13 protein-coding genes are annotated in these 14,973 nt (G+C 38.9%); 12 read left to right on the top strand and 1 reads right to left on the bottom strand.

Annotated features, from left to right (window positions below; translation table 11 throughout):
* The first annotated feature begins 6 nt into the window (after positions 1 to 6).
* The 11 genes from kduD to BR30_RS0125860 all read left to right on the top strand — a co-directional run bounded on the left by kduD (position 7) and on the right by BR30_RS0125860 (position 12,048).
* A complete protein-coding gene (kduD, locus tag BR30_RS0125910) occupies positions 7 to 762 on the top strand; it encodes a 2-dehydro-3-deoxy-D-gluconate 5-dehydrogenase KduD (RefSeq protein WP_026567561.1) in 756 nt (251 codons plus the stop codon).
* A gap of 121 nt (positions 763 to 883) precedes the next feature.
* Positions 884 to 2,233 (top strand): MFS transporter, encoded by a 1,350-nt coding sequence (locus tag BR30_RS0125905; RefSeq protein ID WP_026567560.1) that lies wholly within the window; start codon positions 884 to 886, stop codon positions 2,231 to 2,233.
* Positions 2,234 to 2,510: 277 nt separating this feature from the next.
* Positions 2,511 to 4,076: an acetate--CoA ligase gene (locus BR30_RS0125900; RefSeq protein WP_081825595.1), complete on the top strand. Its 1,566-nt coding sequence runs from the start codon at positions 2,511 to 2,513 to the stop codon at positions 4,074 to 4,076.
* Between the two features lie 117 nt (positions 4,077 to 4,193).
* Positions 4,194 to 5,588, top strand: a complete 1,395-nt coding sequence (locus BR30_RS0125895; protein ID WP_026567558.1) for an MATE family efflux transporter — start codon at positions 4,194 to 4,196, stop codon at positions 5,586 to 5,588.
* A gap of 90 nt (positions 5,589 to 5,678) precedes the next feature.
* Positions 5,679 to 6,605, top strand: coding sequence for a carbohydrate kinase family protein (locus BR30_RS0125890; RefSeq protein ID WP_026567557.1), 927 nt, complete (start codon positions 5,679 to 5,681; stop codon positions 6,603 to 6,605).
* A gap of 532 nt (positions 6,606 to 7,137) precedes the next feature.
* The gene (gene purU, locus BR30_RS0125885; RefSeq protein WP_026567556.1) at positions 7,138 to 8,037 is read left to right on the top strand and encodes a formyltetrahydrofolate deformylase; all 900 of its coding nucleotides are present in this window, start codon (positions 7,138 to 7,140) and stop codon (positions 8,035 to 8,037) included.
* 34 nt (positions 8,038 to 8,071) lie between these two features.
* Positions 8,072 to 8,872 (top strand): helix-turn-helix transcriptional regulator, encoded by an 801-nt coding sequence (locus tag BR30_RS34560; RefSeq protein WP_051633778.1) that lies wholly within the window; start codon positions 8,072 to 8,074, stop codon positions 8,870 to 8,872.
* A 6-nt stretch (positions 8,873 to 8,878) separates the two neighbouring features.
* Entirely contained in the window at positions 8,879 to 9,517 is a 639-nt protein-coding gene (gene folE / locus BR30_RS0125875; protein WP_026567555.1) for a GTP cyclohydrolase I FolE, read from the top strand.
* A gap of 12 nt (positions 9,518 to 9,529) precedes the next feature.
* Positions 9,530 to 9,733 carry a CDGSH iron-sulfur domain-containing protein gene (locus BR30_RS0125870; RefSeq protein ID WP_026567554.1) on the top strand — a complete coding sequence of 68 codons (204 nt, stop codon included), beginning with the start codon at positions 9,530 to 9,532 and terminating at the stop codon, positions 9,731 to 9,733.
* A 194-nt stretch (positions 9,734 to 9,927) separates the two neighbouring features.
* Entirely contained in the window at positions 9,928 to 10,350 is a 423-nt protein-coding gene (locus BR30_RS0125865; RefSeq protein ID WP_026567553.1) for an SRPBCC family protein, read from the top strand.
* A 129-nt stretch (positions 10,351 to 10,479) separates the two neighbouring features.
* A complete protein-coding gene (locus BR30_RS0125860) occupies positions 10,480 to 12,048 on the top strand; it encodes a catalase (RefSeq protein ID WP_026567552.1) in 1,569 nt (522 codons plus the stop codon).
* 60 nt (positions 12,049 to 12,108) lie between these two features.
* On the opposite strand, the gene BR30_RS0125855 is transcribed toward BR30_RS0125860, so the two are convergent.
* A complete protein-coding gene (locus tag BR30_RS0125855; protein WP_026567551.1) occupies positions 12,109 to 12,786 on the bottom strand; it encodes a Dph6-related ATP pyrophosphatase in 678 nt (225 codons plus the stop codon).
* 615 nt (positions 12,787 to 13,401) lie between these two features.
* On the opposite strand from BR30_RS0125855, the gene BR30_RS0125850 reads away from it, so the two are divergent.
* Positions 13,402 to 14,781, top strand: a complete 1,380-nt coding sequence (locus tag BR30_RS0125850; protein WP_026567550.1) for a sigma-54 interaction domain-containing protein — start codon at positions 13,402 to 13,404, stop codon at positions 14,779 to 14,781.
* The last annotated feature ends 192 nt before the right edge of the window (positions 14,782 to 14,973 follow it).

Below are 14,973 nucleotides of genomic sequence, written 5' to 3'. Positions count from 1 at the left end.
GTAATGATGAACCATACATTTAATTTAACGGGAAAAGTAGCGGTTGTTACTGGTGGAACACGTGGTATTGGCCAGGGGATTGCACTTGGTCTCGCAGAGGCTGGAGCAGATATTGTCCTATTACAACGTTCCACAGATACATTCACACAAGAGAGAATTAAGGAATTTGGTGTCCGTTGTGAGATTGTTCAGTGTGACCTAGAAAATCTAGATGAAGTGAAACAAGCTATCCCAAAGGCAATTGAGGCGATGGGTTCAGTTGATATTCTAGTTAATAACGCAGGTATTCAAAGACGCTCTCCAGCTGTTGATTTTTCGGAACAAGACTGGGATGATGTTCTAACAGTAAATTTAAAAGCTGTTTGGCTCCTTTGTCAACAAGCAGGAAGACATATGCTTGAGAAAAATAGCGGTAAAATTATTAATATTGCATCTCTTGTTTCGTTTCAAGGTGGTTTGTTTGTGCCAGCTTATGCTTCCGCAAAAGGTGCAGTGGGTCAGCTCACAAAGGCACTTGCAAATGAGTGGTCTTCACAAGGAATCAATGTCAATGCAATTGTTCCTGGTTACATCGCGACCGAAATGAACACAGCGTTAATCGATGATCCTGTTCGGAGCAGGCAGATATTAGAGAGAATTCCTACAGGACGCTGGGGTAATCCAGAAGACTTCAAAGGACCTGCCGTATTTCTAGCATCTGATGCATCAAATTATGTTCATGGTCATTTGCTGGCGGTTGATGGTGGATGGCTAGGGCGTTAATCATTAACGACGGGGAAATGCACATTTGAAGTGGTAGAATAAGTGCTAGTGAGTAGGTTACCGAATTGAAGGGGAATTATCTGACAAAGGGGAGAATATTTTGAGAGCAGAAAGAAGTGTAATGCCAAGAGGAGAAACTTATCCAGTACAAACTAAAAAGACTAACATTCGCTGGATCACTGTTATTATGTTGTTTTTTGTTACTACAATTAACTATGCGGATCGAGCAACAATTTCTGTTGCAGCGACACCTTTACAAACTGATTTGGGAATAAATGCTGTCACGATGGGATTTGTCTTTTCTGCTTTTAGCTGGTCATATGCCCTGGGACAAATTCCAGGCGGCTGGCTTTTGGATAAATTCGGAACAAAGAAAGTTCTTTTCTGGAGTCTTTTTGTTTGGTCTTTCTTCACTTTATTACAAGGGTTTGTTGGTTTTTTTAATGCAGGTACAGCCATTGTAATGTTATTTGTACTTAGATTTATCGTAGGTCTTGCGGAAGCACCTTCGTTTCCCGGCAATAGCCTAGTTTCAGCGTCGTGGTTCCCGAATGATGAGCGTGCAACAGCATCATCAATTTTTAGTGCATCAGCGTTTTTTGCTATCATTGTTTTTACACCATTTATGTCTTGGATTACACAATCCTTTGGATGGGAACAGGTTTTTATTATAATGGGTGCAATTGGCATCGTGATTTCGTTTACTTGGCTAAAAGTTATTTATAGTCCCAAAGATCATCCACGTGTTAACCGCGCTGAACTGGACTATATTGAGCAGGGGGGCGGCCAATTGGATATGATGGCTAAGGGTACTAATAAAAAAAGTGGGCCAAACTGGTCACATATTAAACAGTTACTTAAAAGTCGTATGTTAATTGGCGTTTATATTGGCCAGTATTGTATTTCAACACTTACCTATTTCTTTATGACATGGTTCCCTGTTTATCTTATTCAAGAACGAGGCATGTCCATTCTCCAAGCTGGTTTTATAGCTTCTTTGCCAGGACTTAGCGGGTTTTTAGGTGGAGTATTAGGCGGTTTGTATTCTGATTATCTTTTGAAAAAAGGAAAATCACTTACTTTTGCACGAAAAACCCCGATTATTATAGGTATGATTCTTTCCAGCAGTATGATTGCTTGTAATTATACCGATGCTGAATGGCTCGTAGTGGGTATCATGGCGCTTGCATTCTTTGGTAAAGGCTTTGGACAATTAGGGTGGGCTGTAATGGCTGATAGTTCTCCAAAAGAAATTGGCGGACTAAGCGGTGGTCTCTTCAATACATTTGGTAATATTGCTGGAATTACGACACCGATTATTATTGGTTTTATTATTAGTGGAACAGGTTCTTTTAATGGAGCGTTGGTGTTTGTAGGGGTTAATGCTATTGTTGCCATGCTTAGCTACCTGTTTATTGTTGGTGATATTAAACGGATTGAGTTAACAGTTCCTGCTAAAGAAGGGATTTAATAAGGTGAGGTTTTAGATTAAGCTATACTGCAAAGCCAACTATTTTTAATAGTTGGCTTATGTATTTTGTAGGGGTGGTAGGATAGGACTAAGACCAGTTAAAAGGGTTTAGTATTAGCTGAGAAATCAGAGTCTAAATAATTTACATTGAATTTTAAAGTGCTATTATTGTAAGAGTGAATATTTTTTTAGTATCTTATATTACAACCAGGTACTAATAATACAACTTAGTTATACGGGGAACTCAAATTAAAACTACCAAGAATGGAGATTGACAATTGTGGATTTGAAATCATTAATTGCACCAGAGCATTTTAATTTAGCAAGTGAAATTTCTAAACATAACTCCGAAAAAATCGCTTTACGCTGGCAAAATGAACTCGGAGAAACGAAAACGATCACTTATGCTCAGTTAATCACAAAAGCAAACAAACTTGCTAATGGGTTAACGAAACTAGGACTAGTGAAAGGTGACAGGGTTGTCGTCATGAGCACACGTCTCATTGAATCATATGTCATTTATTTAGCTTGTTTAAAAGCAGGATTAGTCATTAGCCCTTCTTCAGAACTTTTACGAGCAAAAGATTTACTGTATCGCTTAAATCATTCAGAAGCGAAAGCCGTCATTTCTTATTCTGAGTTAATTGAAGAATTTGAAAATATAAGTGAGGAAACACCTTTTTTACAATTTAAGATTGCCTTTGGTCAGGAAGTACCCAATTGGCTTTCCTTAGAAGCGTTAGCGGCTGAGGAATCAGAAATTTTCAACGATGTCGATACGCTGAGTGAGGATTTTGCCTTTTTAGCTTATACATCCGGGACAACCGGTCAGCCTAAAGGGGTCGTTCACAGCCATGGCTGGGGCTATGCTCATTTAAGAATTGCGGCTTCCAAATGGCTGAATATTAGTGAGGACGATCTGGTTTGGGCTACTGCTTCCCCGGGGTGGCAAAAATGGGTTTGGAGTCCATTCTTATCGATTCTTGGTTCAGGAGCCACAGGATTTATCTATCATGGAAGGTTCAATCCGCACAAATATTTACGTCTTCTTCAAGATCAACAGGTAAATGTTTTATGCTGTACACCTACTGAGTACCGGATGATGGCTAAATTAGATGATCTTTCCAACTTCGATTTATCCCATTTGCATACGGCTGTATCTGCAGGTGAAGCACTTAATCGTGAAGTCATCGATGTATTTAAAGAACAATTTAAGATCCTGATACGCGATGGCTACGGACAGACAGAAAGTACATTATTGATAGCGAATTTAAATGTTAATGAGAAGAAATTAGGTTCCATGGGGCAGCCGTTGTTAGATGAATTTATTGATGTCATTGATGAAAACGGCCATCCGGCACCAATCAACCAAGTCGGAACGATTGCGATTCGAAGCGATTTCCCTGCCTTGTTTAAACAGTATTATAAAAATCCGGAGACTACCGCTGCTTCTTATCAAGGTCAATACTTTCTAACAGGTGACCGTGCAATGAAAGACGAGGAAAATTATTATTGGTTCCAAGGCCGTAAAGATGATGTCATTATCAGTTCTGGATATACGATTGGACCTTTTGAAGTAGAAGATGCATTAATGAAACATAAATCGGTTAAGGAATGTGCGGTAGTCGCTTTACCGGACCCAATCAGAGGAAACGTTGTTAAAGCATTTGTTGTGTTGAAGGATGGGATCTTCGGAACAGCGGAGTTAACCAAGGAGTTACAGGGATTTGTTAAGAAATTAACGGCTCCTTATAAGTATCCAAGGGTGATCGAATATATCGAGGCACTGCCTAAAACGGACTCGGGGAAAATTCGTCGTGTAGAACTGCGAACGCAACGATAAATGGACATTTCTGACAGAAGATAAAAACCTTTACTCACTTCCAAATCGTGGTATAATAAGCCGTATTAAAATATGGTCGGTATCTATCCAAAAATTCCATTAAAGAAGTGTTGTATAATGAATAAATTAGAACTGAATATTAGGCACAGATCGGCTTCTTTGTTAGATAAGTATTTTTCTGGAGAATCCATAGGTTACAAGAAAATATTTGCCATTATTCTTCCCATTTTCGTAGACCAGGCCTTTTTAATTATCATGAGTTTATTAAACACTGCGATGATTAGTTCGGCTGGAGTGGCTGCAGTTAGTGCCGTGAGTATGGTAGATTCATTGAATATTTTCCTAGTCAATGTATTTATTGCTGTTGCAACAGGCGGGACCGTGATTGTAGCCCAATATAAAGGGAGCGGGAATAGGGAGATGGTGTCCAAAACGGCGACACAAGCAATCACTGCCGTAACCCTATTTTCAGTTCTAATCAGTACTTTAGTCATCATTTTTCATACGCCAACCTTAAACCTATTATTTGGTAAAGCAGAAGCGGATGTATTTCAAAACGCTCGAATTTATCTCATCGGCAGCTGTCTTTCTTATCCATTCATCGCGATCTTTCAAGCTGTGACTGGCGCGTTAAGAGGTGTGGGGGAGACGAAACCCTGCTTGAATTTATCGTTAGTAATGAATTTAACCAATACGATTCTAAATCTATTATTGATTACATTCTTTCACATGGGTGTGGAAGGTCTAGTGATTTCCACGCTTTTGGCTAGATTTTTAGGAATGGCCGCTGCCTTGGTTTATGTCTTAAAATACAATGAGACCATTCGCTTCAAGTTAAAAAATGCGGTTAGAATCGATCTTTCTATTTTAAAAAAGGTCATGTTTATCGGGCTGCCTTTCGCTGCAGAACAAATCTTTTTCAATGGTGGAAAGCTGCTTACGCAAACATTTATTGTCCAGTTAGGTACTCTTTCACTTACCGTTTTTGCAATTGCCAATGTGTTAATGATGGTATATCAAATCGGACCTAACTCTATTGGAATCGCCATCGTCACTATCGTTGGGCAATGTATTGGGCGAAGGAATATTGCAGACGCGAGGAAATTTATCTTCTCGTTAATTGGTCTTTCCTCAATTATTTTTATCATCGCGGATTTCTTGCTATTGCCATTGTTTCCGTTGTTGATAAAAATGTTCAATCCACCAGAAGAGATTGTCCCTACGATATTTACACTTGTGTTAATAGCTGCAATTGCTCAGCCACTTTTGTGGTCACCAAGCTTTATCATGCCATCAGCTTTACGGGCTGCGGGGGATTCGAACTTTACTTCAATCGCTTCGCTGCTGTCGATGTGGTTGCTACGGGTCATCTTAGGTTATGTTTTAGGAATTACCTTAGGTTTTGGAATTGTCGGTGTTTGGGTTGCAATGATTGTGGAATGGGGTACTCGCGGACTCATCTTTTGCTGGCGGTTTAAAGGGAAAAAGTGGTATGCGCATAAACTGGTTTAATATTGTAAACAGACCTCCTCAAACATTTTCAATTGAGGAGGTTTTTTCATATAATCATCATAGATACATCATTGGAGGAGGACCATCTTGGTGCAAAAAGGAGTTATTTCACTGGGTGAAGCATTTGTAGACTTTATTTCAATGGATCAAACGAATACCAAATACCAGCAGCTGCTGGGCGGAGCCACCGTAAATGTGGCAGTGGGGACTAAGAGACTCGGGATTCCTGCTTATTACTTATGTAAACTAGGGAACGATGAAGTGAGTCAATTTGTTGAACAAGAATTCCAGAAAGAGCAAATTGATACCACATTTTCTGTTCACACTTCGATTAAGAAAATTTGTGGTGTATATGTACATATAAATGAAAACGGTGAGCGTTATTTTCATTCTTACGTGAATCCTACTCCAGATGAAGTATTATCTGAAGATGAATTGCGAAGGGAAGTTTTTGAAAGGGCAAAGATTTTTTATTATGGTTCAGGAACTCTTTTTCATGAAAAAGCTAGGAAGACAACAGAAAAGGCCCTATCATATGCCAAGGGTGCTGGCAATATCATCGGCTTTGATGCCAACCTTCGTTTAAAGCGTTGGGAAAGTGAGGGGCATTGTCGCCAAACCGTTTCCTCCTTCCTTAAATATGCCCATATCGTGAAACTTGCTGAAGATGAGTTGCATTTCTTAACAGAAACAGATTCAACGGATGAAGGAATCGATCTACTATCTAAATGGAAGATTCCCTACCTGTTTATTACGATGGGAAGTAAGGGAGCTTGTGCAATTTTTAAAGGAAACAAAATTTTTGCTCCTGCCCCTAAAGTGGATGCCATCGATACAACTGGTGCAGGTGATGCATTTATGTCAGCCCTCTTGTATTGCTTTCATGAAAAAGGCCAGCCAACAGGTCTATCACAATTAAAAGAGTACCTTCAATTGGCAAATAAAGTTGGAGCTGCCGCGACAACCGAAAGGGGCTCATTGTCAGTTAATATGTTATCGCAAAAAAATATTGATTGATGTCATATTTTCCTTTTTCTATAAGGTGTTCGATCTTAAAATAGCTGCCTGAGTCTTATGTAAACATAGGCTCAGGTTTTTTATTTTGATAGATAGAATTAATATAGGGTTATGGACGAATGATAATGTGAAAAAATGAAAGAAACGTAGCCAATAGAGGGTATTGACGACTGTAGCCAGGAGAAAAATGAAAGAAAGGTAGTCAATAGGGGGTATTGACGACCGAATCCAGGAAAAAAATGAAAGAAAGGTAGCCAATAGGGGGTATTGACGACCGAATCCAGGAAAAAAATGAAAGAAAGGTAGCCAATAGGGGGTATTGGCGACCGAAACTAGGAAAAAAATGAAAGAAAAGTAACCAATAGAAATAAGGGACAGCATTATTTTTTATTTTGATCATGTGCCCGTAACCAATTTTGTTGATAGCGTATCCTAAATGTTTCCGCAGTTAGGAATTTTCAAAATAATGATTAACTAATGAGACCATCTAATGTATAATGTGTAAAACAACATTTAGAGAGGTTTTGTGGACATGAACGCCTTTATAAAAGATCAAATTGAACTATTTCAAGAAAAGAATAAGAATCGGGGTTGTCTATTAGTAAGTTGCCCTGACCAGCCTGGAATTGTTGCGGCGATTTCAAAATTTTTGTTTTCCTATAATGCAAATATTATTGAATCCAGCCAATACTCTACCAACCCTGAGGGCGGCACTTTTTTCATCCGAATCGAATTTGAATGTCCGAATTTAAAGGAAAAAGCAAAAGAGATGGAGAGCCAGTTTGCTGAAATTGGCAAAGAGTTTTCCATGGAATGGAACCTTACGCACGTTTATCATGTGAAAAAAGCGGCAATCTTTGTTTCAAAAGAACTTCATTGTTTGCTTGAACTTTTATGGGAATGGCAAAGCGGTGATTTAATGGCTGATATTGCCCTTGTGATTAGTAATCATGAAACGGCAAGAGAGGTTGTCGAAGGGCTGAACATCCCGTTTTATTTCGTACCGGCCAATAAAGATATTCGTGGACAAGCCGAAGCCACCCAGCTGAAACTTCTAGAAGAGTATGAGATTGATTTCGTGGTGTTGGCCCGCTACATGCAAATCTTATCTCCAACATTTGTCGTGGAAAATCCTAACAAAATTATCAATATTCACCATTCCTTTTTACCAGCTTTCGTTGGGGCAAGACCGTATGAACGAGCATTTGGCCGCGGTGTGAAATTGATTGGTGCCACTTCTCATTATGTAACAAATGACCTCGATGAAGGACCTATTATCGAACAAGATATCAGCCGGGTCGATCACCATGATAATGTCGATAGCCTTAAAAAGATCGGTCGTAGAATTGAGAGAAGCGTTTTAGCACGAGCTGTGAAATGGCATATCGAGGACCGCATTATTGTCCATCAAAATAAAACGATTGTTTTCTAAAAAATCCCTTTGAAAGGGATTTTTTTATTGGTCTTTGAAAAATGAATTTTTCCATTTATTCAATAAAAATCTTGAACTATTCGAAAGATTGCTGAATATACATTTAAGAAAGAGCAGGGAGGGGAGAGACCTGAGTTTTCAAGCCGAACATTTATCGGAGCCAAGAAGAAGAATCGTTCATGCGATTAAAACAAGTGGTGCTTCATCCATGAGCGAACTGGCCTCATTGCTAGATATGTCCGGTGAGGCTGTCCGTCAGCATCTCCTCCATTTAGAAAGGGATGGCTGGATTGTCAGGATTTCCGAAAAGCAAAATGGCATTGGCCGGCCTCATATCCGATACCGCTTAACCTCTGCAGGTGAACATCTCTTTGAAAAAAACTATGATCACTTAACGATTGAAGTTCTTGACACGTTGGTCAAACATCTCGGAATAAATGACCTTAAAGATGTGCTTGCTGCGATGGTTGAAGAAAGGGTTCGTGAATGGGAACCAAAATTGTCGGGGCTTAGTACCTCCGAAAGAATAAAAGTGCTTAAGGATTTTTATACAAAAAATGACTCTTATATGGAAGTAGTCAAAAAGGGTAAGGATTATTACCTAATTGAGCGGAATTGTCCCTTTCATAATGTTGCTCTCGAGCGTCCTATCTTGTGCAGTGTGACCGTTTCTGTTCTGACCCAGCTACTTGGATGCAAGGTGCATAGAGAACAACGTCTTCAGAATGGGGATGGCTGCTGCGCTTTTCGAGTTCAACAAAATGAGCAAGTGAATCATAAGACACCTAGTTTAATCATCGAGGATGAACCCTCCAATACCATGTCAAAGGAATGATGTGTAATGACAAGTGATCAATATCTTTTATTATCGGAGAAATTCCCGAGCTTGTTTAAACACCATGCACAGGAAAACCATCGAAATTTAATGGATGTAAATTTTTTCAACACGGCAATTAGACAATTAATTCAATTGTGTGGGGATGATCCTGATCGAGATGGACTACAAGAAACTCCATTTAGGGTACTCAATGCATTTCTCGAGTACACGGAAGGTTATCATGAGGACCCAAAACACCATCTCGAGAAGACGTTTGATATTGAACATAAGGGATTGATTTTAGTAAAGGATATTGAGTTCTTTTCGATGTGTGAACATCATTTTGCTCCTTTTTTTGGCGTTGCCCATGTAGGTTATATCCCAAATGAGAAAATCACTGGTTTATCAAAAATTGGTCGATTGGTGGATGGGTATGCGAAAAGATTTCAAGTGCAAGAACGGCTTACAACGCAGATTGCCGCCGCGATGGAAGAGGTTTTGGCGCCAGAAGGAACAATCGTTGTCATTGAAGCCAAACACATGTGTATGTGCAGCAGGGGAACAAAAAAATCCACTACGTCCACCACAACGTCAAGCATCCATGGGGTATTTGGCGCACAAGCTGATTTACGTTCTGAATTTTTTTCATTAATAAAAAACTGAGGAGATGTGATAATGATGGAAAATCAAATTAAGATTAGTAATAATGGACCATTGCAGGTAAGTGGTGATTTTCAGATCTTTGATTCTGAGGGCAAGGAATATCCAAAAAAGGCAAAAGTGTATCTCTGCCGTTGCGGCCTTTCCAATAAAAAGCCGTTCTGTGATGGTTCACATAAAAAAGGAGGATTTGAAAGCAGTCCACGGGCCACTGAATAAGGTGTCAGGCACCACTTGATTCAGCCAGGATGGGAAACCCAATCCTGGCTTTTTTGTTTTTTTGTGTTTCCTTTATCAAGACTAGTGATTGCGGTTACAAGGAAGAGTTGATAAGATATTATTAGGTTTGTGACAGCATGAAGGAATTCAATCTACATAATAAACTCACTATATGTTGAAAGGTGGAAATTCAAATGACAACAAGCAATTTTGAAAAAATTACTGTACAAACAAATGTTCATGCGCCAGTAGAAAAAGTGTGGGAAAATTGGACAGAGCCAAAACACATCACCCAATGGAACAATGCTTCAGAAGACTGGCATACGCCAGTTGCAGAAAATGATTTAACGGTTGGTGGAAAATTCCTAACAAGAATGGAAGCAAAGGATGGCAGTTTTGGCTTTGATTTTGGTGGGATTTATGATGAAGTGAAATTACATGAGGTTATCTCATATACCATGGGGGATGGAAGAAAAGTGACTATTACCTTTAAAGGTCACGAAAACGAAACCGAGGTAATCGAAACTTTCGATGCGGAAACGACCAATCCAATTGAGATGCAACAAGCAGGTTGGCAGGCGATTTTAGATAACTTTAAAAAATATTCTGAACAATAATTAATTTCGGAAAGGGGAAAATCAGTTAAAAGCTGATTTTCCCCCTTTTTTTATGGGAATTGGTATTTTCTGCATATCCCTTATCCTTCTGGAAATACTTACAAAGGTGATGAAAAGGAGGTTAATAATATGGGAAATCAAGTAAATGGAGAGAACGAGTATTCTGAAGAAATACTAACCAACCGACAGGGACACCCCGTAACAGATAACCAAAATGTTCGGACCGTAGGAAACCGTGGACCTATGACATTAGAGAATTATGATTTCTTAGAAAAAATCAGCCATTTTGACCGCGAAAAAATTCCAGAGCGTATCGTTCATGCGCGCGGTGCTGGTGCTCATGGATATTTTGAATCGTATGGAACCATAAATGGAGAACCGATTTCGAAATATACGAGGGCGAAGGTGTTTACGAATACTGAAAAACAAACACCTGTATTTGTACGTTTTTCGTCCGTCGTTCATGGCGGGCATTCACCAGAAACATTACGCGACCCAAGAGGATTTGCGATTAAATTTTATACTGAGGATGGGAATTGGGATTTAGTAGGGAATAACTTAAAGATATTTTTTATTAGAGATCCATTAAAATTTCCTGATATGGTCCATTCCTTTAAGCCTAGTCCGGTTACAAACCTGTCAGACCCGGAAAGGATGTTTGACTTCTTATGCCAAACACCGGAATCTATGCATATGGTAACCTTTGTCTTTTCTCCGTGGGGTATTCCTGCCAACTACCGGCAAATGCAAGGCTCAGGTGTGCATGCGTATAAGTGGGTGAATGAAGAAGGAAAAGCGGTACTTGTTAAATATCATTGGGAGCCAAAACAGGGAATAAAAAATCTAAGCCAACAAGAAGCAGATGAAATTCAAAGCATGAATTATAGTCATGCGACTCAAGACTTATATGAAGCAATTGAAAAAGGCGATTATCCAGAATGGGAACTTTATGTTCAAATCATGGAAGATGGTGAGCATCCGGAACTGGATTTCGATCCACTTGATCCAACCAAGCTATGGTATAAAGAAGATTTTCCATGGCATAAAGTTGGAAGAATGGTCTTAAATAAAAATCCAGAAAATTACTTTGCTGAAGTGGAACAAGTAGCTTTTGGCACTGGTGTGCTCGTAGATGGCCTTGATTTCTCTGATGATAAATTATTACAGGGGCGTACCTACTCTTATTCTGATACCCAGCGGTACCGGGTGGGCACCAACTACTTACAGCTGCCTATCAATCGACCAAAAACTCATGTTGCGACAAACCAAGACGGGGGCCAAATGGATTATAGACAGGATTTCGGTAAGTTAAAAAATCCTCATGTTAATTATGAACCATCCCTTATTGGCGGATTAAAAGAAGCGAAGAACCCTGGTAAAGAACATCAGCCGCATGTGGAAGGGAACCTAGTGAGAGAACGAATCTCACGCGACAATAACTTTGGTCAAGCGGGTGAAACCTACCGGCGATTGAACGACTGGGAGAAGAATGAATTAATTTCAAACTTATCGGGAGCACTTGCTGCTTGTCGAAAAGAAATTCAAGACCGAATGGTGGAAATGCTGACACAATGTGATCCAGATTATGGAAAGAGGATTGCAGAAGGGATAAAGAAAGCTGGAAAAACTGTAGATTCAAAAATGGAAGATGCTGTGAAAAAAGCTCAGGAAATGGGGGAACCTTCCGATCCGTATTAATAGTGGTCGAAATAACAAAAGGGGCAACCTCCTTTTGTTATTTTAACCCCAATTGTAGTCTTAACTCTCCATTAAGCTATATCTCTTAAATTCTAGTTTCTTTGTCGTTTCTAGTTGGATTAATTCTCCTTGTTCCAATTGAATTCTTTTTGAAAATAGAGGTCCATCATATACAAAAGTATGATATTCACCCGCTTCTCCCATGGGACAAATACTAGTCTTTTGTACATCTCGCAGAAAGGTCTCATCTACAATTCTACCAAGCCAGGTGTCATTTAGAACATCCTCCCGTACTCGAATCACAATTGCTTCATACCCCGATTGGACAAACTTCCCTAAAGATTGTAGGGCTTCTTCCTTTTTCATCCATAATGGGTACAATGAGTGGATATTTGCAGCAGCCGCTACTTTTTCTCCCCATTCTCGATGTTCATCTAGATACAAATCTCCGTATGCAATCCCCGTTACATTAAATTGATTTTTCAAGTGTTCTATTGCGTTGACAAATTGACTTGTATAGTTTTCGTATGTACATTCGATAAAATGAATTGGTATGTTTAACGATTCACCTTGTAGTTTAATCATTTCCGTTCGCTCGCCATGACCAAATGTTCGCCCTAATTCTTTAGGTACAGTCGTAACCAAGCAGACTACTTCAAATCCCTGCGATACTAGGGTATCTAAAGCCATACAACAATCCTTCCCGCCACTCCACGATAAAGCAATTCTTTTGTTCAAGATTCATCCACCCTCGTTTAAGATATTTTCATCGTTTGTCATATTGCTATTTTATCATAAAAAAAAAGACAACTGAGCCCAAACGGTCTAATCCAAAAAAGCAAAATGAGGATATGATGCCCATTACACCAAATTTTCGGTCTTATCGGTAACCATAGAGAGGGTATGATGCCCGTTACACCGAATTTTTGGTCTTGGCGGTAACCATAGAGAGGGTATGATGCCCATTACACCAAATTTTCGGTCTTATCGGTAACCATAGAGAGGGTATGATGCCCGTTACACCGAATTTTCGGCCTTAGCGGTAACCATAGAGGTCCTATGATCCCCGTTATATCAATTTATCGGTCTTAGCGGTAATCATAGCGTAATAGTATTTCTCTTATGAAGCTATCACTACGAATGTGAATCCACTACATACTTTTAATTCAGTACTTATTTTCTAATGCATTTCAGATGAAAGATTTTAATTATACAATATTGAATAAATTATTTAAAAAAGTATAAATTTTATTAATTATCTGATATAACTGTACTATCAAGAAGTTTACCTCGTTTTTTATTCAAAAATGAATAATAAATGGGGTGGTAAAATTCAAGAAGGGAGGGGAATTTGTGAGTGATGAAAAAAAAGTTTGGAATGAAAGTGAAGCCATTCTTCAATCATTACAAGACGATATTTTAGTCACCGATACAGATGGGATTATTTTAAAGGTAAGCGAAGCAACCGAAGGAATTTATAATATGAAGGCGAATGAAATGGTTGGTCGATCTGTTTATGAACTTGAAAAAGAAGGGGTTTTTACACCGATTTTGACGCCGTTGGTTATTAAAGAAAAAAAGAAAATAACCCTGGTCCAAACAACCAATAATGGGGAAAAGTTACTTGTAACCGGGATTCCTGTTTTCGATCATAACGATCATTTAGTGCGGATTGTCAGTTATTCGCATGATGTTACCGAGTTACTTAACATGAAAAAATACTTAATGGACATCGAAGACGAAATGGAACGAGTGAAAAGTGAACTGGAAATGCTAAGAAATCTTCATTTTGATTCAGACGGAATGATTGCAACGAGTACAGAAATGAAAAAAGTACTCCAGCTCGCCCTGCAAGTGGCTGAAATTGATGTCAATGTATTGCTGCTAGGCGAAACAGGGGTAGGCAAATCACATATTGCGAAATTCGTTCATAAAAAAAGTTCTCGGAAAGACGGCCCTTTTATCGAAGTAAACTGCGGCGCGATCCCAGAAGCGCTGTTTGAGGCGGAGTTTTTCGGATATGAGTCAGGGGCATTTACTGGAGCCCATTCAAAAGGCAAGATTGGGCTAGCGGAGCTTGCAGAAGGCGGGACCTTATTTTTAGATGAAATTGGTGAGTTATCGTTAGTCAATCAAGTGAAAATCCTCAAATTCATTCAGGAAAAGCAATTTTACCGTGTTGGTGGAACGAAGCTGCGAACCGTTGATTTCCGTATTCTTGCCGCAACAAATCGAGACTTAGAGAAAGCAGTGGAAGAAAAAATATTTAGACATGACCTCTACTTCCGTTTAAATGTTGTACCCATTACCATCCCGCCATTAAGAAAGCGCTCAACCGATATTATCCCGTTAATTGAATACTTTTTAACGTATTTTTCTAAAAAGTATCACCGTGAACGAAGCCTTGATGAAGGTGTTTTGCATTTGTTATTTACCCAAGAATGGAAAGGAAATGTTCGTGAATTAATCAATTTAATTGAAAGACTGGTAGTTACTTCCCCGAAACAATTGATTGAAATCGAAAACCTGCCACCTCATTTTCGAAGATCTTATCCTCATGAGACGTCTGTTGATTACAATAATCGTTCATTGAATGAGATTCTGGATAGTGTGGAAAAGCAAGTGTTACTTAAGGCTAGGAAACAATACAAAACAACGATAGACATGGCAAAAGCATTAGGGATAAGTCAACCTTCTGTGTTTAGAAAAATCAGAAAGTACGGAATAGATTAAAACTGGCACAAAACTTGCACTATTTTTAGATGTGAGACGTAAACGAAGCGACCAAATAAGCATCGAAATTTCAAGGCGAAAGAAAGGAGGTTAATTATATTTATTCAGAAATAATAAAAGAAAATATTTTTAAATAATATATTATGTGTATTTTTATAGTATTATTTGTATTTTTACTTGATAGTAGAATAT

The organism is Bacillus sp. UNC41MFS5, from assembly GCF_000686805.1.
This window is presented reverse-complemented; position numbering and strand designations above follow the sequence as displayed.

Coding starts and splice junctions, on each gene's coding strand:
- kduD (WP_026567561.1), top strand. CDS start 7: ATGAACCATACATTTAATTTAACGGGAAAAGTAGCGGTTGTTACTGGT.
- BR30_RS0125905 (WP_026567560.1), top strand. CDS start 884: ATGCCAAGAGGAGAAACTTATCCAGTACAAACTAAAAAGACTAACATT.
- BR30_RS0125895 (WP_026567558.1), top strand. CDS start 4,194: ATGAATAAATTAGAACTGAATATTAGGCACAGATCGGCTTCTTTGTTA.
- purU (WP_026567556.1), top strand. CDS start 7,138: ATGAACGCCTTTATAAAAGATCAAATTGAACTATTTCAAGAAAAGAAT.
- folE (WP_026567555.1), top strand. CDS start 8,879: ATGACAAGTGATCAATATCTTTTATTATCGGAGAAATTCCCGAGCTTG.
- BR30_RS0125870 (WP_026567554.1), top strand. CDS start 9,530: ATGATGGAAAATCAAATTAAGATTAGTAATAATGGACCATTGCAGGTA.
- BR30_RS0125865 (WP_026567553.1), top strand. CDS start 9,928: ATGACAACAAGCAATTTTGAAAAAATTACTGTACAAACAAATGTTCAT.
- BR30_RS0125860 (WP_026567552.1), top strand. CDS start 10,480: ATGGGAAATCAAGTAAATGGAGAGAACGAGTATTCTGAAGAAATACTA.